Below are 21992 nucleotides of genomic sequence, written 5' to 3'. Positions count from 1 at the left end.
GCCCGCGCAGCTGCTGGATGGCACCCGCGTGCTGTACCAGTCGGTGCTGGAACTGGACCGCAAGCTGCGCGCCGCCTGAGGCCGGGACGGCCCTGCCAGGCCCGCGGGTATCTCCCGCCCGCGGGCGGGGCGCTGCCATAATGGGCGCCTCGCGCCGCGACCGGCGCCCTCTCCCGCCTTGCCCGCCCCATGGAACAGATAGAACTCAACGACAGCACCGCCGACCGCTACCTGCTGGACGCGCCCGGGCTGTCCCTGCTGGTCTTCCACAGCCGCACCTGTGGCACCTGCCGCGTCGCCCGTGAACAACTGCCGCAGCTGGAGCTGCCCGTGGAACGCGTATGCTGGGTCGACGCCGGCGACAACCGCGGCCTGGTCGAGCGCTACGAAGTCTTCCACCTGCCCGCCATGTTCGTGACGCGCGACGGCGCCTTCTTCGGCCCGGTGCAATCGACGCTGGCGGAATGGGATCTGCGCCAGCAGATCGGCCTGGCCCTGGACAGCTACCCCGCCGAACTGCCGTGAGCGCCGCCAAGCCCTTGCGCCAGCCGCTGGACGGGCTGGCGACCGGCGCCATGCTGCTCTTGTGCGTCTGCTGGGGCTTCCAGCAGATCGCCATCAAGCTGGTGGCCGCGGATGTTTCGCCCATCATGCAGATCGGACTGCGCTCGGCGTTCGCGGCGCTGGTGCTGGCCGTGGCCGTGTGGCGGCGCGAAGGCCTGCGTGCCGTCATGGACGGCACGGCGTTGCCCGGTCTCATCGTGGGCCTGCTGTTCGCCGGCGAATTTCTGTTCGTGGCGCAGGGCCTGGTCTACACCACGGCCTCGCACATGTCGGTGTTCCTGTACACCGCGCCCATCTTCACCGCGCTGGGACTGCACTGGCTGCTGCCCGAAGAACGCCTGAAGCCGCTGCAGTGGGTGGGCGTGGCCGTGGCGTTCTGCGGCATCGCCGTGGCCTTCCTCGGCAAGGGCCAGCCGGCGGGATCGGCCGGCGCGCCCAACATGCTGCTGGGCGATGCGATGGGCCTCCTGGCCGGCCTGTTCTGGGGCGCCACCACCGTGGCGATCCGCAAGACCTCGCTGTCCGAAGCCGCGCCTGCCAAGACGCTGTTCTATCAGATGGCGGTCGCGGCCATTACCCTGCTGGCCTACGCCGCGGCCACCGGCAACGCCGGCTTTCGCTATACGCAGGCGGCAGTGCTCAGCGTCGCCTTCCAGTCCGTGGTGGTGGCCCTGTCCAGCTATCTGGCCTGGTTCTGGCTGCTGCGCCGCTACCTGGCTTCGCGCTTGTCCGTCCTGTCGTTCATGACGCCGCTGTTCGGCGTGAGCTTCGGCGTGCTCATCCTGGACGAACCGCTGGACGCCGGTTTCGTGCTGGGCGCGCTGCTGGTGCTGACCGGCATCACCCTGGTGAGCGGCGCCGAACTGCTGCGCGAGAAGCTGCGGCGCGCGCGCTGATCCACCCGCGCCTATGGCCTGGATCGCGGCGCGGGCGCCGCGCCCAGGTTCAGCACGATCAGCGCGGCGCCTCCCAGCACCAGGGCGAATCCCCACCAGTCCAAGGCGGCGGGCCGGTCGCCCACCAGCGCCATCGCGCCCAGCACTCCCACCACCGGCACCATCAATGTGGTCAGCGCGGCCACCGTGGCGCTGACGCGCTCGCTCAGCACGAACCAGAGCCAGTACGCGACGGCGGTGCCCAGGATGATGTGGAACGACAGCGCCGCCACCACACGGCCGTTCCAGCCCTGCGTGGGGAACGATTCGCCCGCGATCAGCATGCCGCCCAAGGCGCAAGCCGCGCCCACCGCCAACTGCCAGGCCGTGACGACGATGCGATCGCCGGCCACCGGCCAGCCCTTCAAGTAGACCGTGCCGGCGGCCCAGCCGAAAGCCGCCACCAGCGGAAACACCAGACCCTTGGCCGCGGCCGCATCGTGTTCGCCGAAGACTGCGCGCAGCACCGGCCAGGCCAGGATGGAAACCCCGGCCGCGCCCAGCAGCAGCGCCAGCGCCCGGCGCCGGTCCAGGCGTTCGCCCAGCACCGCCCAGGCCAGCACGGCCGACATCATGGGCATGGTGAAGGTCAGCACCGCCGCGCGCGAGGTGCTGGTGCTGAGCTGCGCCCAGGCCACCAGCAGGTTGAAGGCCGCGACGGCAAGCAGGCCGCCCACGATGATGCCGCGCCACGACTCGCGCGGCGGCAGCAGGGGCACCCGCTTGGCTCGCGCCAGCAGCAACAGCAGCACCGCGCCGCTGCCCAGGCCGAGCAGGCGCAGCGTGAACGGCGGGAAGATCGACAGGATGATCTTCACCGCCGGCCAGTTCAGGCCCCAGAACAGGGCCAGCGCAACCGGGATCAGGCGCACGCGGCGCGCGCCTGTGCCGTCAGTTCGGACAGGCCCTGCCGCTGCTTGCCCTGGGCATCGAAATTGTCGGGGCTCAACCAGCGCTCATAGGCGGCACGCAGCGCGGGCCAGTCGCCGTCGACCATGGCGAACCAGGCCGTGTCGCGGCTGCGGCCCTTGTACACCGTGGCCTGGCGGAAGATGCCCTCGAACTGGAAACCCAGCCGCAGAGCCGCCGCGCGCGACGGCGCGTTCAGGCTATCGCACTTCCATTCATAGCGGCGGTAGCCCAGTTCGTCGAAGGCGCGGCTCATCAGCAGGAACTGGGCCTCGGTGGCGATGCGCGTGCGCTTGAGCTGGCGCGAGAACGACACGAAGCCGACTTCAATCGCGCCGTTGGCCGGGTCGATGCGCATCAGCGCCAGCGTGCCGATGGCGCGGCCCGTTTCCAGGTCGATGATGGCGTGGTGCAAGGGGTCATTGCCGGCCTGCGCCTTCTCGGCGAACTGGCGGTAGGCCGCCAGGTCCGCGAAGGGTCCCACCGACATGTAGGTCCAGTCGCTGTCGTCCGGCGCCTGGCTGAACGCGTGGAACAGATCCTCGGCGTGGCGCTCGGCCGACAGCGGCTCCAGCCGGCAATAGCGGCCGACGATGGGTGTCAGGGGCGGACGCGGACGCGTGGTCCAGCCCGTCATGTCCGGGCCGATGGGTTGCTGGTAGGCGTTGACGCGGGGTTGCATGCTACGGGGCCTCTTCAGGTTGGCGCGCCGCCCGAAGGGACGGGCGCAGTACGCATGCCCTCACGATATCGGAATCGTGGCATCATAAAAAGCACCACGATCCAGAATTTTAATAGGGCCAAGATGAATACCCCCGCCCTGCTTTCCAGCCCGCTCACGCGCGGCCCCGGCGCCCTGCCGCGCCAGCGCCAGCTGATCCAGCGCCTCAAGCAGGCGATCCTGGCCGGACAGCTGCCCGCAGGCGGCAAGCTGCCTTCGTCGCGCGCCCTGTCAGAAGAACTGGCCATCTCGCGCAACACGGTGCTGATCGCCTACGAGCAGCTCACGGCCGAAGGCTACGTCATCGCCGACCGCCAGGGCACGCGGGTCGCGCCGCTGTCGGCCGCCGCGGCCATCGCCGCCAAGCGCGCGACGCCGCCCACGGACCAGCCCTCGCTCACCGCCAAGCGGCTGACGCGCATCGTCTCCACGCGCTACGCCCACGACGGTTCGCTGCCCATGACGCCCGGCACGCCTGCGCTGACGCAGTTTCCCATCAACGCATGGCGCCGCGCGCAGGACCGCGCGCTGCAAGCCGCCCCGGCCACGGCCCTGGGCTACGGCCATCCCGTGGGCGAGCCGGCGCTACGCGAAGCCATCGCCCAATACCTGCGCGTGTCGCGCGGCGTGCGCTGCGACGCCTCGCGCATCGTCATCACCGAAGGCGCCCAGGGCGCGCTGGCGCTCTGCGTGCAGCTGTTGACCAACCCTGGCGACACCGCCTGGCTGGAAGACCCCGGCTACCGCGGCGCCAAGTCCGCCTTCCATGGCGGCGACCTGGACGTGGTTGCCATGCGCGTGGACGCGGACGGCATCGTGATTCCCGAAAGCGCCTGGCAGGAACGCCCGCCCCGCCTCATCCAGACAACGCCGTCGCACCAGTACCCGACCGGCGCGGTGCTGTCCCTGCCGCGCCGCCTGGGCTTGATCGAACGCGCCCGCCAGGCTGGCGCCTGGATCATCGAGGACGACTACGACAGCGAATTCCGCCACCAGGGCGAACCCATCGCCGCGATGCAGGGCCTGGTCGAGGACGCGCCGGTGCTCTACGTGGGCACCTTCAGCAAGACCATGTTCCCGGCGCTGCGCCTGGGTTTCGTGGTGCTGCCCGAAGCCATCGCCGCGCAGGCGATGCCATCCATCATCGAGATGCTGCGCGGCGGCCACCGGCTGGAACAGCTGACCATGGCGGCCTTCATGGAAAACGGCCAGTTCTCGCGCCACCTGGGCCGCATGCGGCGCCTGTACCGAGAACGCCAGGGAGCATTGCGCGAGGCGCTGGCGGCGCATCTGGGGATCGAACACGAAGTCCTGGGCGGACATTCCGGGCTGCATCTGACGGTGCGGCTGCCTGCTGCATATCCCGACCGGGAGATCGTGGAACAGGCGCGCAAGATCGGGATGAATCCGGGCGCGTTGTCCTCGTTCGCGGTGGCGCCGCGGGCGGAGGATAACGGACTGGTGATCGGATATGGGAATACGGGGGCCGAGCGGTTTCCGGCGTTGGTGCAGAGGTTACGGAAGGTGGTGTTGGCGGCGCGGCAGGCTTCGTAGGTCGGGCGTCGGCACTGGTTGCTGTCGCAGCACTTCGCGGGTCAGCCAGCGATTCTAGGCCGCTGCCGCAGCACTTCGTAGGTCGCCCAGCGGCGCGGGCGGCCGACTAATACATACGAGATTCATGAAATCTCGATAGTGTTCGCTGCGCGAATGGCGCGACAGCGCATCGGTTGGGCTGCCGCCGTCTTGGCCTGTAGTGCCTGGAACCGTGGTCAGTGGCGAGTCGTGAGCTGCCCGTATTAATCGGCCGCCCGGGCGGCCGATTAATACATACGCGATTTATAAAATTTCTATAGTGTTCGCTGCGCGAATGCAGCGAATCGTCTGCCCGTGCACCGACTCCTTTAAGGAACCGGTGACAAACAGCGCGCAGCGCCATCACTCGCCGCAAGCCACCGCGTAAGCTCCCAGAGGCCGCCCGCGCGGCCGGCCGGGAGCGGGCCCCGCAAGACCTTTCGCCAACCCCCACTGATGGCGAGCACGCCAAGCACACCACTCGCCCCAGCGCCCGTGAAGTTTCAACCGCCGGAGCCAGCCGCGCCGTGGGCCTGGGGCGAGCGGGCCGTCGATAAGCCCGAGGGAATCTGAAGGAAAGGCCGAAGGCCTTGACGAAGATGACGACGGGGAAGTCCGGAGCGAAGGCTCCGGACCGCAATCGTTGGCCCGCTCGCCCCAGGCCCACGGCGCGGCTGGCGCCTAAAGAAGAACACCATCCGCAAAACGCGACACCACAAAGCCCATCAATTAATCAACCCACCCAACACCAACACCGCCAAAAACCCCCAAACCAAAACCCCCAACAAACTCCGCCTTAACAACGCCTTGACCGCCGCCCAAAGCAGCATCAACCCAATCGCCAACACCACCAGATTGAACACCGATGGACTCATCCCCATCGCGCCCGACAGCCCCGCGTAGAAATCGCCCAGCGCGCCGCCAACTCCGCCCAGCAGCCATCTCAAGCCAGCCACGACCCCGCGCAGCGCCTCGCCCAGCATGCCGCCCAAGGAAGCAAAGAAACCGTCTTCGGCCTGCATCAGCGGCGGTTATCCATCAGCATGCGTACCGCCAGCCCGGCCAGCACCGTGCCCATCAACCAGCGCTGCACCACCATCCACAAGGGGCGGCCCGCCAGGAACCCGGCGATGGAACCGGCCATGATGGCGATCAGCGCATTGACCGTCAGGCTGATCACAACCTGCGTCATGCCCAGCGCCAGCGACTGCGTGAACACGCTGCCGCGCTCGGGCTGGATGAACTGCGGCAGCAGCGACACGTACATGATCGCGATCTTGGGATTGAGCAGATTGGTCACCAGCCCCATCGTGAACAGCGTGCGCGGGCTGCTCTTGGGCAGTTCGCGCACCTCGAACGGCGAACGCCCGCCCGGGCGCAGCGCCTGCCAGGCCATGTACAGCAGGTACAGCGCGCCGCCGATGCGCAGCGCGTCGTAGGCGTAGGGCACCGCCATCAGCAGCGCCGTGATGCCGAACGCCGCGCAGAGCACGTAGAAGACGAAGCCGACCGCCACGCCCCCCAGCGAAATCAGGCCCGCCTGCGCGCCCTGCGAGATGGAACGGGATACCAGGTAGATCATGTTGGGCCCGGGTGTGAGCACCATGCCCAGGGCAACCAGGGCGAACGTCATCAGATGGGTAAGGTCGGGCATGATGGGCCGGCGCGGGGCCGCGCGGAAAGTGGAAACGTGAATCCACACCTTAGCGCAAAACTGTATCGGAACAGCGAACTTCCGGCGGGGGTTTGCGGACCAGTGGCGCCGGCGATACAGTTGTCCGGTTCCCACGCCTGGAGGGCCGGCCATGCCGCAAGCGCATTCTCATCCGAAAGACGGCGCCATCCGCATCGGTATCGGCGGCTGGACCTACGCCCCCTGGCGCGGCGTCTTCTACCCCGAAAACCTGCCGCATGCGCGCGAACTGGAATACGCCAGCAGCCAGCTCACCGCCATCGAGATCAACGGCACCTACTACAGTACCCAGAAGCCGGCCACCTTCGCCAAATGGCGCGATGAGACGCCCGCAGGCTTCGTGTTTTCGCTGAAGGCCTCGCGCTACGCGACCAACCGCCGCGAACTGGCGGGCGCCAAGGATTCGATCCACCGCTTCGTGCACAGCGGCATCGCCGAACTGGGCCCCAAGCTGGGGCCCATCGTCTGGCAGTTCGCGCCGACCAAGGTATTCGATGCGGACGATTTCGGCGCCTTCCTCGCGCTGCTGCCGGACAAGGTGGACGGCTTGCCGCTGCGCCACGTACTGGACGTGCGCCATGACAGCTTCGCCTGCGAGGAATACCTGGAGCTGGCGCGGCGCCACGGCGCGGCCACCGTCTACACGGACAGCGAGGACTACCCGTCCATCGCCGACCGTACCGCCGCTTTCGTCTATGCGCGGCTGATGCGCGCCAGCACGGCCTACAAGGCGGGCTACCCGCCCAAGGCGCTGGACGCCTGGGCGGACCGCCTGCGCAGCTGGGCCCGCGGCGGCCACCCGGCCGACCTGCCGCTCACCGGCGCCCCGGAAAAAAAGGCGCGGCCGGGAGACGTCTTTGCGTTCTTCATCAATGGCGCGAAGGAACGCGCGCCGATGGCGGCGCGCGCCATGATCGAACGGCTGTAGCGCCTTATTGGGCGACCGGCGTGCGCAGGGTCACGAACTCTTCGGCAGCCGTGGGATGGATGCCGATGGTCTCGTCGAACACCTGCTTGGTCGCGCCGGCCTTCAGCGCGATCGCGATGCCCTGCACGATCTCGCCCGCGTCCGGGCCGACCATGTGCACGCCCAGCACGCGGTCGGTCTTGGCGTCCACGATCAGCTTCATCAGCGTCTTTTCCTGCGACTCGGTCAGCGTCAGCTTCATGGGCCGGAAGCGGCTTTCGAACAGCTTGACCTCGTGGCCGGCGGCGCGCGCCTCTTCCGTCGTCATGCCCACCGTGCCGATGTTCGGCAGGCTGAACACGGCGGTCGGAATCAGCTGGTAGTCGACCTTGCGGTATTCCTCGGGACGGAACAGGCGCCGCGCCACCGCCATGCCTTCGGCCAGCGCCACGGGCGTCAGCGGCACACGGCCGATCACGTCGCCGATGGCCAGGATGGAGGGCTCGGCCGTGCGGTATTCGTCGTCCACCTCGATGAAACCGCCCTTGCCCAGCTTGACCGCCGTGTTCTCCAGGCCCAGGTTGTCCAGCATGGGCCGGCGGCCAGTGGCGTAGAACACGCAATCGGCCTCGACCACGGAGCCGTCCTTCAGCGTGGCGGCCAGCGTGCCGTCGGCCTGCTTGTCGATGCGCGTCACTTCCGAATTGAAGCGCAGGTCGATGCCCTTTTTCACCAGTTCGTCGCGCAGATGCTCGCGCACGCCCTGGTCAAAGCCGCGCAGGAACAACGGACCACGGTAGACCTGCGTGGTCTGCGCGCCCATGCCGTTGAAAATGGAGGCGAATTCCACGGCGATATAGCCGCCGCCCACCACCAGCACGCGGCGCGGCAGTTCCTTCAGGAAGAAGGCTTCGTTCGACGTGGTGGCGTGTTCCTTGCCCGGAATGTCCGGCACCTGGGGCCAGCCGCCGGTCGCCACCAGGATATTGGCGGCGCGGTAGGATTTGCCGTTGATCTCGACCGTGTGCGGATCGAGGATGCGGGCGTGGCCTTCCAGCAGGGTGACGCCGCTATTGACCAGCAAATTGCGATAAATGCCGTTAAGACGTTCGATTTCCCGGTTCTTGTTCGCGATCAGCGTGGGCCAGTCGAAGCTGGGCTCGCCGGCGTTCCAGCCGAAGCCGCGGGCCTGCTCGAAGTCCTCGCTGTAGTGCGCGCCATAGACCAGCAGCTTCTTGGGCACGCAGCCCACGTTCACGCAGGTGCCGCCCAGGTAGCGGCTTTCCGCCACCGCCACGCGCGCGCCGAAGCCCGCCGCGAAACGCGCCGCGCGCACGCCGCCGGAGCCCGCGCCGATCACAAACAGATCAAAATCGAATGCCATGATGTTTCCTTCGCGCGCCCTTGCAGGCCCGCGCTCACTGTCCGGGGAAAACCGTATTTAACACCACCCGGCGCCCGCGCCCGGCCACGTCCGGTTTGCAGGCGGCCGCGATTGCTATACAGTGGCCCGCAGGCTGGCCGCCGCGCGCAGCCCCACCCCTGGAGCAGATCCCATGTCGCTTGAAACCTGGCTGGCCTTCCTGGGCGCGTCCGCCCTCCTCGTGATGCTGCCCGGCCCCACGATACTCACCGTCATCAGCTACTCCATTGCGCAAGGCCGGCGCGCACGCCTGCCGCTGGTGCTTGCGGTGGCGCTGGGCGACTCCACCGCCCTGCTGCTGTCGCTGCTGGGCCTGGGCGCCCTGCTGGCGGCGTCGGCGTTCTGGTTCACGGTGGTCAAGATCGTGGGCGGCCTGTACCTGCTGTACCTGGGCTTCAAGCTGCTGCGCGCCGGCGTGTCGCCGGCGACCCTGCCCACGGCCACTGCCTCGGGTTCGCGCTGGAAGCTGTTCGCCAACACCTATCTGGTGACGGCGCTGAACCCCAAGGGCATCATCTTCTTCGTGGCTTTCCTGCCGCAGTTCATCGATCCGGTAGGCGACGTGACGCGCCAGCTCTGGATCCTGTCGGCCACCTTCGTCGCCTGCGCCGGCATCAACGCCACGGCCTATGCCATCTTTGCCGGGTCCGCCCGGCGCCTGTTGGCCTCGCCCCGCGCCCAGCGCGGCTTCAACCTGGGCGGCGGCGCCCTGCTGTCCGCCGCCGGGATCTGGGCCTTGCTGGCGCGGCGCGTCTAGCCTGCCCCTAGGGCCGCGCCGCGGATACGGCCTCCGGGTCGATGCCGTAGCGGGCGATGGCGTCGGCCGCGCGCTCGTGCGGCATCAGTCCGTCGTCCGCCAGCGCCTTCAGGGCCGCCAGCGCGATGTGATGCCGGTCCACCTCGAAGTAGGCCCGCAGGGCTGCCCGCGTGTCTGACCGGCCAAAGCCGTCGGTCCCCAGCGTGACATAGCGGCGGTCCTGCATGAACGGACGTATCTGTTCGGCCACCGTCTTCATGTAGTCGGTGGCGGCCACCACCGGCCCCTCGCTGTCCGCCAGGACCGTCTCCGCGTAGCCGGCGCGCCTGTTCTCCAGCGGATGCAGGCGGCTCCAGCGTTCGGCTTCCTGGCCGTCGCGGCCCAGTTCCGAATAGCTGGTCACGCTCCAGACGTCGGCCGCCACGCCGAAGTCCTGCCGCAGCAGCTCTGCCGCCGCCAGCGTTTCGCCCAGGATCGCGCCGCTGCCCAACAACTGCACCCGCAGCGCGCCGTCGCCGCCTTCGCGCAGGCGGTACATGCCGCGCAGGATGCCCTCCTCGGCGCCCTGCGGCAGGGGCGGATGCGCGGTCTTCTCGTTGATCAGCGTCAGGTAGTAAAAGACGTCTTCTTCGTCCTGGTACATGCGACGCATGCCGTCCTGCACGATCACCGCGATCTCGTAGGCGTAGGCCGGGTCGTAGGCCACGCATGAAGGGATGACCGAGGCCAGCACGTGGCTGTGGCCGTCGTCGTGCTGCAGTCCTTCGCCTTCCAGCGTGGTGCGTCCGGAGGTCGCGCCCAGCAGGAAGCCGCGCGCGCGGATGTCGCCCGCCGCCCAGGCCAGGTCGCCCACGCGCTGGAAGCCGAACATGGAGTAGAAGATGTAGAACGGAATCGTGGCCGCGCCGTGCGTGCTGTGCGCGGTGGCGGCCGCGATCCACGAGGCCATCGCGCCCGACTCGTTGATGCCTTCCTGCAGGATCTGGCCGCGCCGGTCTTCGCGGTAGACGCTCAACTGGTCTGCGTCCTGCGGCGTGTACAGCTGCCCCACGTGCGAATAAATGCCCACCTGCCGGAACATGCCGTCCATGCCGAAGGTGCGCGACTCGTCGGGCACGATGGGCACCACGCGCTGGCCGATGGCGGGGTCCTTGAGCAATTGCGCCAGCACCCGCACAAAGGCCATCGTGGTCGAGAACTCGCGGCCGTCGCTGCCCTTCAGGTGCGCGGCGAACGCCTCCAGCGGCGGCGTGGCCAGCGGCCCGGGTCCGGCCTGCCGCCGCGGCAGATGGCCGCCCGCGCGCGCGATCGCGGCGTCGAAATAGGTCCGCTCGGCGCTGCCGGGCGCGGGCTTGATGTAGGGGATCTGTTCCAGCAGATCGTCGGGCACCGGAATGGAGAAGCGGTCGCGGAAGGCGCGCACGGCCGGATCCGCCATCTTCTTCTGCTGGTGATTGGTGTTGGCCGCCTCGCCCGCCGCGCCCATGCCATAGCCCTTGACGGTCTTGGCCAGGATGACGGTGGGCTGGCCACGATGGGCCAGCGCCGAGGCGTAGGCGGCATAGATCTTGGCAGGATCATGGCCGCCGCGGTTGAGCGCGCCGATTTCCTCATCGCTCAGGTGCGCCACGCGCTCCAGCAGCACCGGGTCGGCGCCGAAGAAATGTTCGCGCACGTATGCGCCGCCGCGCGCCTTGAACACCTGGTACTCGCCGTCCACGCACTGCATCATTCGCCGGCGCAGGCGGCCGTCATGGTCTTGCGCCAGCAGCGCGTCCCAGCCGGCTCCCCAGATCACCTTGATGACGTTCCAACCGGCGCCGCGGTACACGCTTTCCAGTTCCTGGATGATCTTGGCGTTGCCGCGCACCGGGCCGTCCAGGCGCTGCAGATTGCAGTTCACCACGAAGATCAGGTTGTCCAGTTTTTCGCGCCCGGCCATCGCCACCGCCGCCAGCGTCTCGGGCTGGTCCTGTTCGCCGTCGCCCAGAAAGCCCCAGACCTTGCGGCCTTGCGCGGGGATCAGCTCGCGGTCTTCCAGGTAGCGCATGTAGCGCGCCTGATAGGCGGCCATCAGCGGTCCCAGTCCCATCGACACGGTCGGGAACTGCCAGAACCCGGGCATGGTGCGCGGATGCGGATAGGACGCCAGCCCGCCGCCGGCCGTCTCGCGCCGGAAGCGGTCGAGTTCTTCCTCGGAAATGCGGCCCTCCAGATAGGCGCGCGCATAGATGCCGGGCGCGGAATGGCCCTGGATGTACAGCATGTCACCCAGGAAGTCCGGCGTGGCCGCACGGAAGAAGTGGCGAAAGCCGGTTTCGTACAGCGTCGTGGCCGAGGCGTAGGTCGCGATGTGTCCGCCCACGCCCGAGGTCTTGCCCGCGCGCAGCACCATGGCCATGGCGTTCCAGCGCAGATAGGCATCCAGCCGCAGCTCGATGCCCATGTCGCCCGGAAACGAACCCTGCTCCGCCGGCCGGATCGTGTTGACGTAGGGCGTGGCGTTCGGCGCGGCATAGCCGCCGTGGCCGGCGCGGTCCTGGCCGATCAGTTGGTCCAGCAGATAGTGGGTGCGCGGCCGGCCCTCGTGGGCCAGCACGGCCTGCATGGCCTCCAGCCATTCCTGGGTTTCCTGCGGGTCGGCGTCGGTCGGTTCTATCGGGGTGTCCATGGCGTCCTCCTGGTGGGCGCGAAGGCGGCATCCCGGTGTACGGCCGCCGTCATTTCGCATCGTGAATTGCAATTGCATCATGTGCAATTGCAATCGTATGGAGGAATTCTAATAATTGCAAGTGCAACTATTTCAGGACAGGTCCCCAGGCCCTCCCCGCTAGCGGGACGCAGCCATCATGAATTCCACCGCGGCCCTCAGGGTCGGTTCGTCCGCGGACGAGCCGCCGCGCGGCGGCATCGCGCCCTTGCCCTTGAGCACGGTGGCCAACAGCGCATCCGTGCCCTGCGCAATAAAGGGTGACCAGGCTTGCTTGTCGCCCAGCCTGGGCGCATTGGCGACCCCGCTGGCGTGGCATACGACACAGGCGGACTTGTAGAGCTTTTCGCCCGCGGGGTTGATGGCGGCCAGCGACTCGGCCCCCGCTTGCGCGACGGGCAGGCTGGCCAGGGCGGCGGCGAACGCAATTCGATACAGCGAGGACATGGCAAGGCTCCGAAAGGAAAAGGCGTGACGGCGTAGCGGATAGACAAGGGCAAGGCGCGCCACGCGCGCCCTGCCGCCGCGCTCAGCGCGGGATCGGGCCCGGCGCCTTGATCTGCTTCATCAGGTCGTCATTCCATTTGCCCTCGACCTTGATATGCCCGGCCGCGCCCAGTTCGAAGGCTTCGATCAGGTTGTGGTTCAGGTAGGCGTACACGCCGGGCTGCTTGAAGGTGTAGAGCGCCGCGCCCGCCGAACCGCCGCGGATGAACCAGGTCTCCAGGTCCTTCTGCGGCGGGTTGGCGAACTTGCCGGTTTCCCAGACCCAGTCGCCATGGCCGCCGATCAGATGCGGGCGCGTATCGCGATTGGCCTGCGAATGGATCAGGAGCACCGTCTCGCCGACCTTGGCCGTGAGCGCGTTCGCCCCCGTCAAGGCCCCGACCTTGCCATTGAAGACGATGTGCGACGGCGTCAGCGTGCGCATGACTTCGACCGTGTCGCCATAGCTTTCCGCCAGGGTCGCGTAGTCCCTGTATTTGCCGTTCGCGTCCTTGGGGATGTACAGGTCGAACTCGCCTATGGTGTAGGCACGGTCGTAGCGCAGCGGCTTGCCCTGCGGATCCTTCAGGCCTTCGCGCGGCAGCACCATCAGCGTGCCGCTCATGCCCGCCACCACGTGCCAGGGCACCATGCCTTCGGGCGCACAGTGGTAGACGAAGGTGCCGCTGCGATCCGCCTTGAAGCGCAGCGTGGCCTGCTCGCCCGGGTTCACGTTGGTGAGCTTGGCCCCGCCCAGCGCGCCGGTGGCGGCGTGGAAATCCACGTTGTGCGGCATGGCGTTGGTGGCCGGATTGACCAGGGTCAGTTCGACATAATCGCCTTCATGCACCACCAGGGTCGGACCGGGCATGGACCCGTTGAACGTCATTGCCTGCAAGGTCGTGCCCTTGTCATCGATGACCATCTTCTTCTCCTCGATGGTCATCGTGAATTCGATCACCTTGGGACCCGAACGGGCCACCTGCTCATGCGGGTGGACCATGGGCGGGGCGACCAGCGCAACCTTGGCGCGTTCCAGCTGATCGGCGTTCTGGGCGGCTGCCGGGCCGCCCGCCATCGCTGCGATCAATGCCATGGCAAGCAAGGTGGGGCGCAAAGCGTTCATGTGCAACTCCTGTTCGGGTTTCTGCAACGCCGAGTCTGTCGGCGCTTCCATTGAAGGCTCGCCACCTTTTGCGTTCTTTGCTGTAGCGCAAACTTCAGACCAGCTTGCGAGCCGCCGTGCATTGCCGCCGCGCGGCCGCGATGTCACCATCAAGGCATGGACCCTCCACACGCTTCCGGGCAGCCTGCGGCGTCGTCGCCCCTGTGCCATGCCCTGCTTCGCAACCTGGATCTGTTCAGGCCCTTGTCCGATGCGCAGCTGGACGCCGCGCTGCGCGGCGCGGTGCCTTGCCGCCTGGAGGCCGGCGCATTGGCCTATCGCCAGGGCGCCGCTGCCGCGCATTTTTTCGTGCTGCTGCATGGCTGCCTGAAGGTGGCGCAGCTGACGCCGGAGGGCGAACAGGTCGTGGTGCGCTACGTGAATCCCGGCGACATGTTCGGGCTGGCCTGCGCCATGCGGCAGCCCTGCTATCCGGCTACGGTGCAGACCGTGCAGGAAAGCGTCTGCCTGGCGTGGCCGGCCACGGCCTGGGAACGCTTCATCGCCTGCCATCCCCAGTTGGGAGCGGCCGCACTGCAAACCATGGGACAACGCCTGCAGGACGCGCACGTCCGCATCCAGGAGCTGTCCACCGATGAAGTCGAGCAACGGGTCGCGCGCGCCATCCTGAGGCTGGTGCAGCAATCCGGCCAGCCCATGCAGGACGGCATCGGCATCGGCTTTCCCATCACCCGCCAGGACATCGCCGAAATGACCGGCACCACCTTGCACACGGTCAGCCGGCTGCTCAGCGACTGGAAGCAGCGCGGCATCGTCTCGGCCGGACGCAAGCGCGTGGTGCTGCGCTCGCCCGCCGCCTTGGCCCGCCTGGGCGAGCACGCCGCGCCCGCCGTGGATTGCTCGGCCTGCCTGTCCTGTCGCCACGGGTCGCCGGCCGCGGACGAGGCCTGCGACGCGAGCGCCGAGCTGGCCGGCGCATAGCGCGCAGGCAACGCGGCCTAGCCGGGTTCCAGCACCAGCCGCAGCCCCAGGTTGGCGGGCGGCACGCCGACCGAACACGCGCCGCCCTTGGGGTCGCGGATGAAATCGGGCAGATACGCGACGTGCCTGCCGGCCGCGACGCGTATGCCGCAGTTGCGGCTTTCCTGCTCCTGCTCCTGCGCCGCATTGCCGCTTGCGCCATCGCGCAGCCCGTCCAGCACGCGCCGCGCATGGCAATCGTCGGTCCAGTCCCACACGCTGCCCGCCATGTCCATCAGGCCGGCGCGGTTGCGGCCATAGGCGCCGAAGGCGCGCACCGTGACGTCGCCCTGCGCGCCGCGCAGGCTCTGTTGTTCGTATTCCGCCAGCCAGCGCTGCGCCGGGTCGCTGCCATCGGGCAAGGCCGGCAAGACGTCCGCGCGATAGGCTTCGCCCGCCGCGTAGACCCATTCGGCATAGCTGGGCAGGCGCAGGCGCCTGCCGGTGCGTTCGGACAGCCACGCAGCATAGGCAACCGCGTCGGTCCAGCTGATGCCTACCGCGGGCAGGTCGGGCGCAACCGCCTGGCGCTGCGCGGGATCCAACGCCTTGCATGCGCCGGCCTCCACGCACGCTGCGTATTCGGCCTGGCTGACCTGTCGTGTCATGATGACCAGGCCATCCGGATAGCGCGCGACGCGCGGCGCGGGCGTGGCGGGATAGCCGTTGCGCAAGGCCTCGCCCGGCGGCACGTAGCTCACCTCGCCCGGCGGCAGCCGCGTGATTTCCGGCAACGCAAAACGGGCCCCGTCCTGGGGCCCGCAAGCGGTCAACAGCAATGAAACGATGACGGTCGGCAGGATGCGCATGCGGCGGTTCTCCGGAATGCCCGCGCCGGTCGGGCGCGGGCTGGATTCCATTGGACCGGCTGCCGCGGCCGGGCTCTTTGCGCTGAAGCAAAGAGCCCGACGCTCGCCGCGCGCCGCTCGCCGCGCGCCGCTACCCGCGCGCCGCCTTGGCCTGCAGGCGCGGCTCGGCCAGCGCGGGCTTGCCGCTCAGAAGGCCCAGGATCACCTGCATCACGATGGCCAGCGCGCCCAGCAGGAACACCACGTCGCCGAAGGTGCGGCCCCAGCGCAGGTTCTGCAGCAGCTCCTGCTGCATGAAGCCTTCGCTGCGGGCGTACCACATGCCCTCGCTGACGCTGGCGTGGAACTGGATCAGCCCCACCGGCAGCAGGCTGGTGAAGATCATCAGCGCGAGGCCCAGGTTCATGCCCCAGAACGCCAGCTTCATCAAACTGGGGCTCAGCGCGTACTGCGGACGGATGTAGCGCAGCACCAGCAGGGTGAAGCCCAGCGCCAGGAAGCCATACACGCCGAACAGGGCCGCGTGCGCGTGCACCGGCGTGGTGTTCAGGCCCTGGATGTAGTACAGCGAAACGGGCGGGTTGATCATGAAGCCGAAGACGCCCGCGCCCAGCATGTTCCAGAAGGCCACGGCGACGAAGCACATCAGCGGCCACTTCAGGTTTTCCATCCAGGGCGCGCGGGTCTTCAGGCGCCAGTTCTCCCAGGCCTCATGCCCCAGCACGATGAGCGGCACCACTTCCAGCGCTGAGAAGCTGGCGCCGATGGCCATCACGGGCGTGGTGGTGCCGGCGAAGTACAGGTGGTGGAAGGTGCCGGGTATGCCGCCCAGCATGAAGAGCGAGGCCGAGGCCAGGCTGGCCGTGGTGGCCATGCGGCGCGACACCAGGCCCAGCGTGGAGAAGATGAAGGCCAGCGCCGTGGTCGCGAAGACTTCGAAGAAGCCTTCCACCCACAGGTGCACGATCCACCAGCGCCAGTACTCCATCACCGTCAGGTGCGTGCGTTCGCCGTAGAAGAAGCCGGCGCCATAGAACAGGCCGATGGCGCCGACCGAAGCGGTCAGGAGCGCCAGCAGGTTCTTGTCCCCGCCCGGCGTGCGCAGCGCCGGCACGATGCCGCGCAGCATCAGCACCAGCCAGAAGCAGATGCCGGCGAACTTGCCGATCTGCCACAGGCGGCCCAGGTCCACGTATTCATAGCCCTGGTGGCCCAGCCAGAAGTTCAGGTCCGGCGGCATGATCTGCGCGATCGCGAGGTAGTTCCCGGTGAACGATCCGACCACCACCAGCACCAGCGCCCAGAACAGGATGTCGACGCCAAGCTTCTGGAACTTGGGATCGCGCCCGCCGTTGATCAACGGCGCCAGAAACAGGCCGGCGGCCAGGAAGCCCGTGGCGATCCAGAACAGCGCGCTCTGGATATGCCAGGTGCGCACCAGCGAATACGGGAACCACTGCGACAGGTCGACGCCATAGAACTTCTGCCCTTCGACGGTGTAGTGCGCGGTGAAGGCGCCCAGCAGCACCTGGAAGCCGAACAGCGCCACCACCAGGAACAGGTACTTGCCCAAGGCGCGCTGCGACGGCGTCAGGGCGAAAGTGGTCAGCGGGTCCTTGGCGGGCGCCAGCGGCTCGTCGTCTTCCTTGCCGCGCAGGAAAGCCCAGGCCCAGACCAGGAAGCCGATGCCGGCCAGCAGCACCACCACGCTGAGGATGGACCACATGACGTTTTCGGCGCTGGGCACGTTGTCGATCAGGGGTTCATGCGGCCAGTTGTTGGTGTAGGTGACCGCCTTGCCTTCGCGCTCGGTGGCCGCGGCCCATGCCGTCCAGAAGAAGAAATGCGTGAGCTGGGTGCGGCGCGCGGCGTCGGGCAGCGTGTTTTCCTTCATCGCGAAATTTTCGCGGCTGCGGTGCAGCGCGGGCGCGTCGGAGAACAGCTGGTCGTAATAGGCGGCGGTCTGCGCCATGGCGCGCGCGCGCCGCGGACTCACCGCCAGCGTGTCGGTGGCGGCGTCGCTGCGGTTGGCGCGGTATTCGGCCTTCAGTTCCGCGCGCAACGCTGCCTGGGCGCCCGCGTCCAGCTGCGCATAGTCCCGGCCGTGCTGCTCGCGCGCGGCCAGGTCCAGCCAGGCGGTCAGTTCACGGTGCAGCCAGTCGGCCGTCCAGTCCGGCGCCTGGTAGGCGCCGTGTCCCCAGACCGATCCCAGCTGCATGCCGCCGACCGATTGCCAGGCCGTCTGGCCGTCCAGGATGTCGTCGCGGCCGAACAGCGGTTTGCCGTCGGTCGTCACGACCTGCCCGGGAATCGGCGGCGCCTGGCGATAGACCTCGCCGCCGTAGAAGCCCAGCAATGCGAACGTGACCGCCAATACGGCGATCAAGGTGAACCATAATTTCCGATACGGACCCATGATGGGAACGCCCTCCAGTGTTGCGGTTTTGGGGTACGTACCCATATGCGAATTCCGTGCCAGGAAAAATCCCATGCAAATCATGGCATTGCAATTCACACGGTTTTTTTCACCGTGGCCAGCCAGGGTATAAATCACCAATAAAGGGTTGTTTGGACCGCGAAATGCCGGCGTCGCGCCTGGCGCCCGCCTCTTACAATCCCCGCAGCATTCCCACCTCTTTCAAAGGAACCGACCGCATGGCCACGGGCAAGCCCGATGCGTGGAGCCTCTTCCTGACCGCGCATGCGCTGGTAGTGGAAGAAATCGAAAAGCGCCTGTCAGCCGCCGGCCTGCCGCCGCTGGCCTGGTATGACGCCTTATGGGCGCTGGAGCGCGCGCCCGACGGCACGGCCAGGATGTTCGAGATCGCCGAGCGCATGGTGATCGCGCGCTACAACCTGACGCGCCTGATGGACCGAATCGAGGCCGAAGGCCTGGTCGAACGCTTCCGCTCGGACGAAGACCGCCGCGCCACCTACGCCCGCCTCACGCCCAAGGGCCGCGCGCTGCGCCGCGAGATGTGGAAGGTCTACGGCCCCGCCGTCGACGAACTGTTCCTGTCGCGGCTGCCGCAGGCGCAGCAAGACGCCATGGCGGCGAGCTTCCTGGACATCGCGCGCCACGTGCGCGCATCCAACAAGGAGTCTGCTGAATGAACGCCACGCCCCTGCACATCGGCATCGTCGCCTGCTCGGCGGAAGGCGCCGCGCTTTGCTACCGCACGCTGTGCGCGGAAGGCGCCCAGCGCCTGGGCCCGCACGCGCACCCGGAGATTTCGCTGCACACGCATTCGCTGGCGGACTATGTCGCCTGCCTGGACCAGGCCGACCTGGCCGGGGTGGGCGCGCTGATGCAGTCGTCGGCGGGCAAGCTGGCGCGCGCGGGCGCGGATTTCCTGATCTGCCCGGACAACACCATCCACCAGGCGCTGGACCATGTGCTGCCGCAGTCGCCCCTGCCCTGGCTGCATATCGCCGAAGAGGTCGCGGCCGAAGCCCAGGCGCGCGGCTTGCGCCGCATCGGCATCCTGGGCACGCGCTGGCTGGTGGACAGCAGCGTCTATCCGGACAAGCTGGAAGCGCGCGGGCTGCAATGGTTGCGGCCGGCGCAAGCGGACCGCGACACGCTGGCCCGCGTCATCATGGATGAACTGGTGTACGGCGTGTTCAAGCCGGAATCCGTGGCGAAGCTGCAAGCCGTGATCGAGCGCCTGCGCGAGGCTGGCTGCGACGCCGTGGTACTGGGCTGCACCGAGTTGCCGCTGGTGCTGAACGACGGCAATTCGGCCCTGCCCACGCTGGATTCGACCCGCATCCTGGCGCGCGCCGCGCTCACCCGCGCCTTGCGCGGCGCCTGATCCGGCGCCCTCAGATCTGGTCCAGGCCGTATTGGCGCAAGCGCTCCAGGTCCAGCACCTTGATCTGGTTGTAGGCCAGCGCCAGGATGCCCTGGTCGGCCAGCGTCTGCAGCGCCTGGTTGACCCGCTGGCGCGACAGGCCCGTCAGATAGCCTAGTTCTTCCTGCGAGATCGCCAGCGTCAGATCGGTGGACGGATACAGCTGCGGATTGAACAGCTGCGCCAGCGACTGCGCCACGCGCGCGTCCGCATCCAGCAAACGGTGGTTCTGGATGGAAGCGATGAACTCGCCCATGCGGTTGTTCAACTGGCCGATGACGAAATGCGAAAAAGGCAGGCTGGCCGACAACAGCGCATGGAAGGTGGCCGTAGGCACCAGCAACACCAGCGACGGCTGGATCGCCACCACGTCGTACTTGCGCAGTTCGCGCTTGATGACGCTGCCCTCGCCGAACCAGCCGCCCGGCGGCACGCCCGAAAAGGTGCAGCTGCGGCCCGATTCGTTGTAGATGGCCAGCTTCAACAGACCCGTGTGCACGCCCAGCCAATAGTCCGACGGCGCATTGCGCCGCGCGATCCAGGCGCCGTTGGGCACGTGTTCGGCGCGCGCGGTCGCCAGCACCAGATCCTGGTGGCGGGCCTCCAGCGCGGTAAACCAGGCACAGGATCCGAACAGGCCGGCCAGTTCCTCGGCGGAAACGATGTTTGAAACGTCGGACATGGGAATAACTGTGTAAAACTTGGGGAAGCCAGGTCGGCCGGCCGTCTGTCATGCAGGTGACAGACAGCATTTTCGGCGGCCCCGTAAGCTAGGGCAAGCGACGGGGATCAAACTCCCCGCACACGGATAAGGGACGCCTGCGCGTCCCAACTGGAGACAAGCATGAGCGGTATGTTCGACCGCGGCCTTGAGCGCCGCGACGCCAACTACGAAGCCCTGACCCCGGTGGATTTCATCGCGCGCGCAGCCCAGGTCTATGGCCAGCGGCTGGCCATCGTCCACGGCGAGGTGCGGCGCAACTGGGCCCAGACCTACGAGCGCGCGCAGCGCCTGGCCGGCGCGCTGGCGCAAGCCGGCATCAAGCGCGGCGACACCGTGGCCGTGATGCTGCCCAACATTCCCGCCATGGTCGAAGCCCATTTCGGCGTGCCCATGCTGGGCGCGGTGCTCAATACCCTGAATACCCGCCTGGACACCCCCAGCGTGCTGTTCATGCTGGGCCACGGCGAAGCGCAGGCGCTGATCGTGGACACGGAGTACGCCGAACTCGCCCAGCGCGCCCGGGCCGAGTTCCCGCACCTGAAGCTCATTTCGGTGCACGACCTGGAAACCGCCCCGGCGGAGCTGCCCGGCGCGGTCGATTACGAAGCCTTCCTGGCCGGCGCCCCTGCCCGCTACGACTGGAAGCCCCCCGCGGACGAATGGGACGCCATCGCACTGAATTACACGTCCGGCACCACCGGCGATCCCAAGGGTGTGGTCTACCACTACCGCGGCGCCTACCTGAACGCCATCAGCAACATCCTCGAATGGGACATGCCCAAGCATCCGGTCTATCTGTGGACCCTGCCGCTGTTCCACTGCAACGGCTGGTGCTTTGCCTGGACGGTCGCCGCGCGCGCCGGCGTCAACGTGTGCCTGCGCAAGTTCGATCCGCAGACCGTGTTCGACCTGATCCGCAATGAAGGCGTCACCCATTATTGCGGCGCGCCCATCGTGCAGAGCGCGCTGGCCAACGCGCCGGCCGAACTGCGCGCCGGCATCGACCACACAGTGCGCACCATGGTGGCGGGCGCCGCGCCCGCGCCCGCCGTCATCGCCAAGATGCGCGACATCGGTTTCGAATTGACCCATGTGTACGGTCTGACCGAAGTCTATGGACCCGCAGCCGTGTGCGCCCGCCAGGAAGCCTGGGACGCGCTGGACGAGGAAGAGCGCGCGCTGCGCAATGCGCGCCAGGGCGTGCGCTACCACCTGCAGGCGGGCGTATCCGTGCGCGATCCCGACACCATGGAAGAGGTGCCGGCCGACGAGCAGACCGTGGGCGAAGTCATGTTCCGCGGCAACATCTGCATGAAGGGCTACCTGAAGAACGAACGCGCCACCGACCAGGCCTTTGCCGGCGGCTGGTTCCGCACCGGCGACCTGGGCGTGATGACGGCCGACGGCTACGTCCGCATCAAGGACCGCAGCAAGGACATCATCATTTCCGGCGGCGAGAACATCTCCAGCATCGAAGTGGAAGACGCGCTCTACCGCCATCCCGCGGTGGCGGCGGTGGCCGTGGTGGCGATGCCCGATCCCAAGTGGGGCGAAACCCCTTGCGCCTTCGTCGAACTCAAACCCGGCTGCAGCGCCACCGCCGAAGAGATCATCGCGCACTGCAAGCTGCTGCTGCCCGGCTTCAAGGTGCCGCGCGCGGTGCGCTTCGGCGAACTGCCCAAGACCTCCACCGGCAAGATCCAGAAATTCGAACTGCGCGCCGCCGTCGGCGCGACCAAGGCCATCGACGTGGCCGGCCCCGGCAAGGCCGGTTGAATCCCA

At 67.9% G+C, this 21992-nt stretch carries 20 protein-coding genes and 1 pseudogene; 10 read left to right on the top strand and 11 right to left on the bottom strand.

The window, feature by feature from the left end; translation table 11 throughout:
- From AC1RHV_RS29725 to AC1RHV_RS29715, 3 genes and pseudogenes are all read left to right on the top strand, one after another.
- Positions 1-79: pseudogene (locus AC1RHV_RS29725) on the top strand (M20/M25/M40 family metallo-hydrolase); the annotation flags it as partial.
- 110 nt (positions 80-189) lie between these two features.
- Positions 190-525: a thioredoxin family protein gene (locus tag AC1RHV_RS29720; RefSeq protein ID WP_119452051.1), complete on the top strand. Its 336-nt coding sequence runs from the start codon at positions 190-192 to the stop codon at positions 523-525.
- Positions 522-1460 (top strand): DMT family transporter, encoded by a 939-nt coding sequence (locus tag AC1RHV_RS29715; RefSeq protein WP_119452052.1) that lies wholly within the window; start codon positions 522-524, stop codon positions 1458-1460. The genes AC1RHV_RS29720 and AC1RHV_RS29715 overlap by 4 nt, the downstream gene beginning before the upstream one ends.
- Positions 1461-1471: 11 nt before the next feature.
- Here AC1RHV_RS29715 and AC1RHV_RS29710 read toward each other — a convergent pair whose 3' ends face one another.
- Together AC1RHV_RS29710 and AC1RHV_RS29705 are read right to left on the bottom strand one after the other, a co-directional pair.
- Entirely contained in the window at positions 1472-2371 is a 900-nt protein-coding gene (locus AC1RHV_RS29710; RefSeq protein ID WP_054458147.1) for a DMT family transporter, read from the bottom strand.
- Positions 2362-3090, bottom strand: a complete 729-nt coding sequence (locus AC1RHV_RS29705) for a GNAT family N-acetyltransferase (protein ID WP_054458148.1) — start codon at positions 3088-3090, stop codon at positions 2362-2364. Before AC1RHV_RS29705 ends, AC1RHV_RS29710 begins: the two co-directional genes overlap by 10 nt.
- A gap of 123 nt (positions 3091-3213) precedes the next feature.
- On the opposite strand from AC1RHV_RS29705, the gene pdxR reads away from it, so the two are divergent.
- Positions 3214-4683: a MocR-like pyridoxine biosynthesis transcription factor PdxR gene (gene pdxR / locus AC1RHV_RS29700; protein ID WP_119452053.1), complete on the top strand. Its 1470-nt coding sequence runs from the start codon at positions 3214-3216 to the stop codon at positions 4681-4683.
- Positions 4684-5426: 743 nt separating this feature from the next.
- Here the strand turns inward: pdxR and AC1RHV_RS29695 are convergent.
- Both AC1RHV_RS29695 and AC1RHV_RS29690 read right to left on the bottom strand, forming a co-directional pair.
- Positions 5427-5723, bottom strand: a complete 297-nt coding sequence (locus AC1RHV_RS29695; protein WP_119452054.1) for a hypothetical protein — start codon at positions 5721-5723, stop codon at positions 5427-5429.
- Positions 5723-6355, bottom strand: coding sequence for a LysE family translocator (locus tag AC1RHV_RS29690; protein ID WP_054458288.1), 633 nt, complete (start codon positions 6353-6355; stop codon positions 5723-5725). The genes AC1RHV_RS29695 and AC1RHV_RS29690 overlap by 1 nt, the downstream gene beginning before the upstream one ends.
- A 151-nt stretch (positions 6356-6506) precedes the next feature.
- Between AC1RHV_RS29690 and AC1RHV_RS29685 the strand changes: the two genes are divergently transcribed.
- Complete coding sequence (locus tag AC1RHV_RS29685) at positions 6507-7322, top strand: DUF72 domain-containing protein (RefSeq protein ID WP_119452055.1); 816 nt, start codon at positions 6507-6509, stop codon at positions 7320-7322.
- 4 nt (positions 7323-7326) lie between these two features.
- On the opposite strand, the gene gorA is transcribed toward AC1RHV_RS29685, so the two are convergent.
- Complete coding sequence (gene gorA, locus AC1RHV_RS29680) at positions 7327-8685, bottom strand: glutathione-disulfide reductase (RefSeq protein WP_054458152.1); 1359 nt, start codon at positions 8683-8685, stop codon at positions 7327-7329.
- A gap of 172 nt (positions 8686-8857) precedes the next feature.
- Here gorA and AC1RHV_RS29675 point away from each other — a divergent pair, with 172 nt between their 5' ends.
- Positions 8858-9481 carry a LysE family translocator gene (locus AC1RHV_RS29675; protein ID WP_054458153.1) on the top strand — a complete coding sequence of 208 codons (624 nt, stop codon included), beginning with the start codon at positions 8858-8860 and terminating at the stop codon, positions 9479-9481.
- A gap of 7 nt (positions 9482-9488) precedes the next feature.
- Here the strand turns inward: AC1RHV_RS29675 and aceE are convergent, their stop codons facing one another.
- From aceE to nirK, 3 genes are all read right to left on the bottom strand, one after another.
- Complete coding sequence (gene aceE / locus AC1RHV_RS29670; protein ID WP_492302536.1) at positions 9489-12152, bottom strand: pyruvate dehydrogenase (acetyl-transferring), homodimeric type; 2664 nt, start codon at positions 12150-12152, stop codon at positions 9489-9491.
- Between the two features lie 159 nt (positions 12153-12311).
- The gene (locus tag AC1RHV_RS29665; RefSeq protein ID WP_054458155.1) at positions 12312-12638 is read right to left on the bottom strand and encodes a c-type cytochrome; all 327 of its coding nucleotides are present in this window, start codon (positions 12636-12638) and stop codon (positions 12312-12314) included.
- A gap of 82 nt (positions 12639-12720) precedes the next feature.
- Entirely contained in the window at positions 12721-13803 is a 1083-nt protein-coding gene (nirK, locus tag AC1RHV_RS29660) for a copper-containing nitrite reductase (protein WP_125473100.1), read from the bottom strand.
- A 156-nt stretch (positions 13804-13959) separates the two neighbouring features.
- On the opposite strand from nirK, the gene AC1RHV_RS29655 reads away from it, so the two are divergent.
- Positions 13960-14784, top strand: a complete 825-nt coding sequence (locus AC1RHV_RS29655; RefSeq protein WP_054458157.1) for a Crp/Fnr family transcriptional regulator — start codon at positions 13960-13962, stop codon at positions 14782-14784.
- Between the two features lie 17 nt (positions 14785-14801).
- Here AC1RHV_RS29655 and AC1RHV_RS29650 read toward each other — a convergent pair whose 3' ends face one another.
- The gene (locus AC1RHV_RS29650; RefSeq protein ID WP_119452058.1) at positions 14802-15683 is read right to left on the bottom strand and encodes a formylglycine-generating enzyme family protein; all 882 of its coding nucleotides are present in this window, start codon (positions 15681-15683) and stop codon (positions 14802-14804) included.
- A 79-nt stretch (positions 15684-15762) separates the two neighbouring features.
- Positions 15763-18048 carry a nitric-oxide reductase large subunit gene (locus tag AC1RHV_RS29645; protein ID WP_492302539.1) on the bottom strand — a complete coding sequence of 762 codons (2286 nt, stop codon included), beginning with the start codon at positions 18046-18048 and terminating at the stop codon, positions 15763-15765.
- 239 nt (positions 18049-18287) lie between these two features.
- On the opposite strand from AC1RHV_RS29645, the gene AC1RHV_RS29640 reads away from it, so the two are divergent.
- Together AC1RHV_RS29640 and AC1RHV_RS29635 are read left to right on the top strand one after the other, a co-directional pair.
- On the top strand, positions 18288-18746 hold the full coding sequence (locus tag AC1RHV_RS29640; RefSeq protein ID WP_119452062.1) for a MarR family winged helix-turn-helix transcriptional regulator: 459 nt from the start codon (positions 18288-18290) through the stop codon (positions 18744-18746).
- Complete coding sequence (locus AC1RHV_RS29635) at positions 18743-19447, top strand: aspartate/glutamate racemase family protein (protein ID WP_175182302.1); 705 nt, start codon at positions 18743-18745, stop codon at positions 19445-19447. The genes AC1RHV_RS29640 and AC1RHV_RS29635 overlap by 4 nt, the downstream gene beginning before the upstream one ends.
- Before the next feature lie 10 nt (positions 19448-19457).
- On the opposite strand, the gene AC1RHV_RS29630 is transcribed toward AC1RHV_RS29635, so the two are convergent.
- Positions 19458-20168, bottom strand: coding sequence for a Crp/Fnr family transcriptional regulator (locus AC1RHV_RS29630; protein WP_054458159.1), 711 nt, complete (start codon positions 20166-20168; stop codon positions 19458-19460).
- Between the two features lie 162 nt (positions 20169-20330).
- Here AC1RHV_RS29630 and AC1RHV_RS29625 point away from each other — a divergent pair, with 162 nt between their 5' ends.
- Positions 20331-21986: an acyl-CoA synthetase gene (locus AC1RHV_RS29625; protein WP_492302532.1), complete on the top strand. Its 1656-nt coding sequence runs from the start codon at positions 20331-20333 to the stop codon at positions 21984-21986.
- Positions 21987-21992 lie beyond the last annotated feature (6 nt).

It is taken from the genome of Achromobacter sp. GW823-FHT04E03, assembly GCF_058796095.1.
The sequence above is the reverse complement of the archived record's forward strand: the minus strand, read 5'-3'. Positions and strand labels throughout refer to the sequence as shown.

Excerpts from the sequence above, each read along its gene's own strand:
- AC1RHV_RS29720 (WP_119452051.1), top strand. The coding sequence starts at position 190 with ATGGAACAGATAGAACTCAACGACAGCACCGCCGACCGCTACCTGCTG.
- AC1RHV_RS29705 (WP_054458148.1), bottom strand. The coding sequence starts at position 3,090 with ATGCAACCCCGCGTCAACGCCTACCAGCAACCCATCGGCCCGGACATG.
- pdxR (WP_119452053.1), top strand. The coding sequence starts at position 3,214 with ATGAATACCCCCGCCCTGCTTTCCAGCCCGCTCACGCGCGGCCCCGGC.
- AC1RHV_RS29695 (WP_119452054.1), bottom strand. The coding sequence starts at position 5,723 with ATGCAGGCCGAAGACGGTTTCTTTGCTTCCTTGGGCGGCATGCTGGGC.
- AC1RHV_RS29690 (WP_054458288.1), bottom strand. The coding sequence starts at position 6,355 with ATGCCCGACCTTACCCATCTGATGACGTTCGCCCTGGTTGCCCTGGGC.
- AC1RHV_RS29685 (WP_119452055.1), top strand. The coding sequence starts at position 6,507 with ATGCCGCAAGCGCATTCTCATCCGAAAGACGGCGCCATCCGCATCGGT.
- gorA (WP_054458152.1), bottom strand. The coding sequence starts at position 8,685 with ATGGCATTCGATTTTGATCTGTTTGTGATCGGCGCGGGCTCCGGCGGC.
- AC1RHV_RS29675 (WP_054458153.1), top strand. The coding sequence starts at position 8,858 with ATGTCGCTTGAAACCTGGCTGGCCTTCCTGGGCGCGTCCGCCCTCCTC.
- aceE (WP_492302536.1), bottom strand. The coding sequence starts at position 12,152 with ATGGACACCCCGATAGAACCGACCGACGCCGACCCGCAGGAAACCCAG.
- AC1RHV_RS29665 (WP_054458155.1), bottom strand. The coding sequence starts at position 12,638 with ATGTCCTCGCTGTATCGAATTGCGTTCGCCGCCGCCCTGGCCAGCCTG.
- nirK (WP_125473100.1), bottom strand. The coding sequence starts at position 13,803 with ATGAACGCTTTGCGCCCCACCTTGCTTGCCATGGCATTGATCGCAGCG.
- AC1RHV_RS29655 (WP_054458157.1), top strand. The coding sequence starts at position 13,960 with ATGGACCCTCCACACGCTTCCGGGCAGCCTGCGGCGTCGTCGCCCCTG.
- AC1RHV_RS29650 (WP_119452058.1), bottom strand. The coding sequence starts at position 15,683 with ATGGAATCCAGCCCGCGCCCGACCGGCGCGGGCATTCCGGAGAACCGC.
- AC1RHV_RS29645 (WP_492302539.1), bottom strand. The coding sequence starts at position 18,048 with ATGGGTCCGTATCGGAAATTATGGTTCACCTTGATCGCCGTATTGGCG.
- AC1RHV_RS29640 (WP_119452062.1), top strand. The coding sequence starts at position 18,288 with ATGGCCACGGGCAAGCCCGATGCGTGGAGCCTCTTCCTGACCGCGCAT.
- AC1RHV_RS29635 (WP_175182302.1), top strand. The coding sequence starts at position 18,743 with ATGAACGCCACGCCCCTGCACATCGGCATCGTCGCCTGCTCGGCGGAA.
- AC1RHV_RS29630 (WP_054458159.1), bottom strand. The coding sequence starts at position 20,168 with ATGTCCGACGTTTCAAACATCGTTTCCGCCGAGGAACTGGCCGGCCTG.
- AC1RHV_RS29625 (WP_492302532.1), top strand. The coding sequence starts at position 20,331 with ATGAGCGGTATGTTCGACCGCGGCCTTGAGCGCCGCGACGCCAACTAC.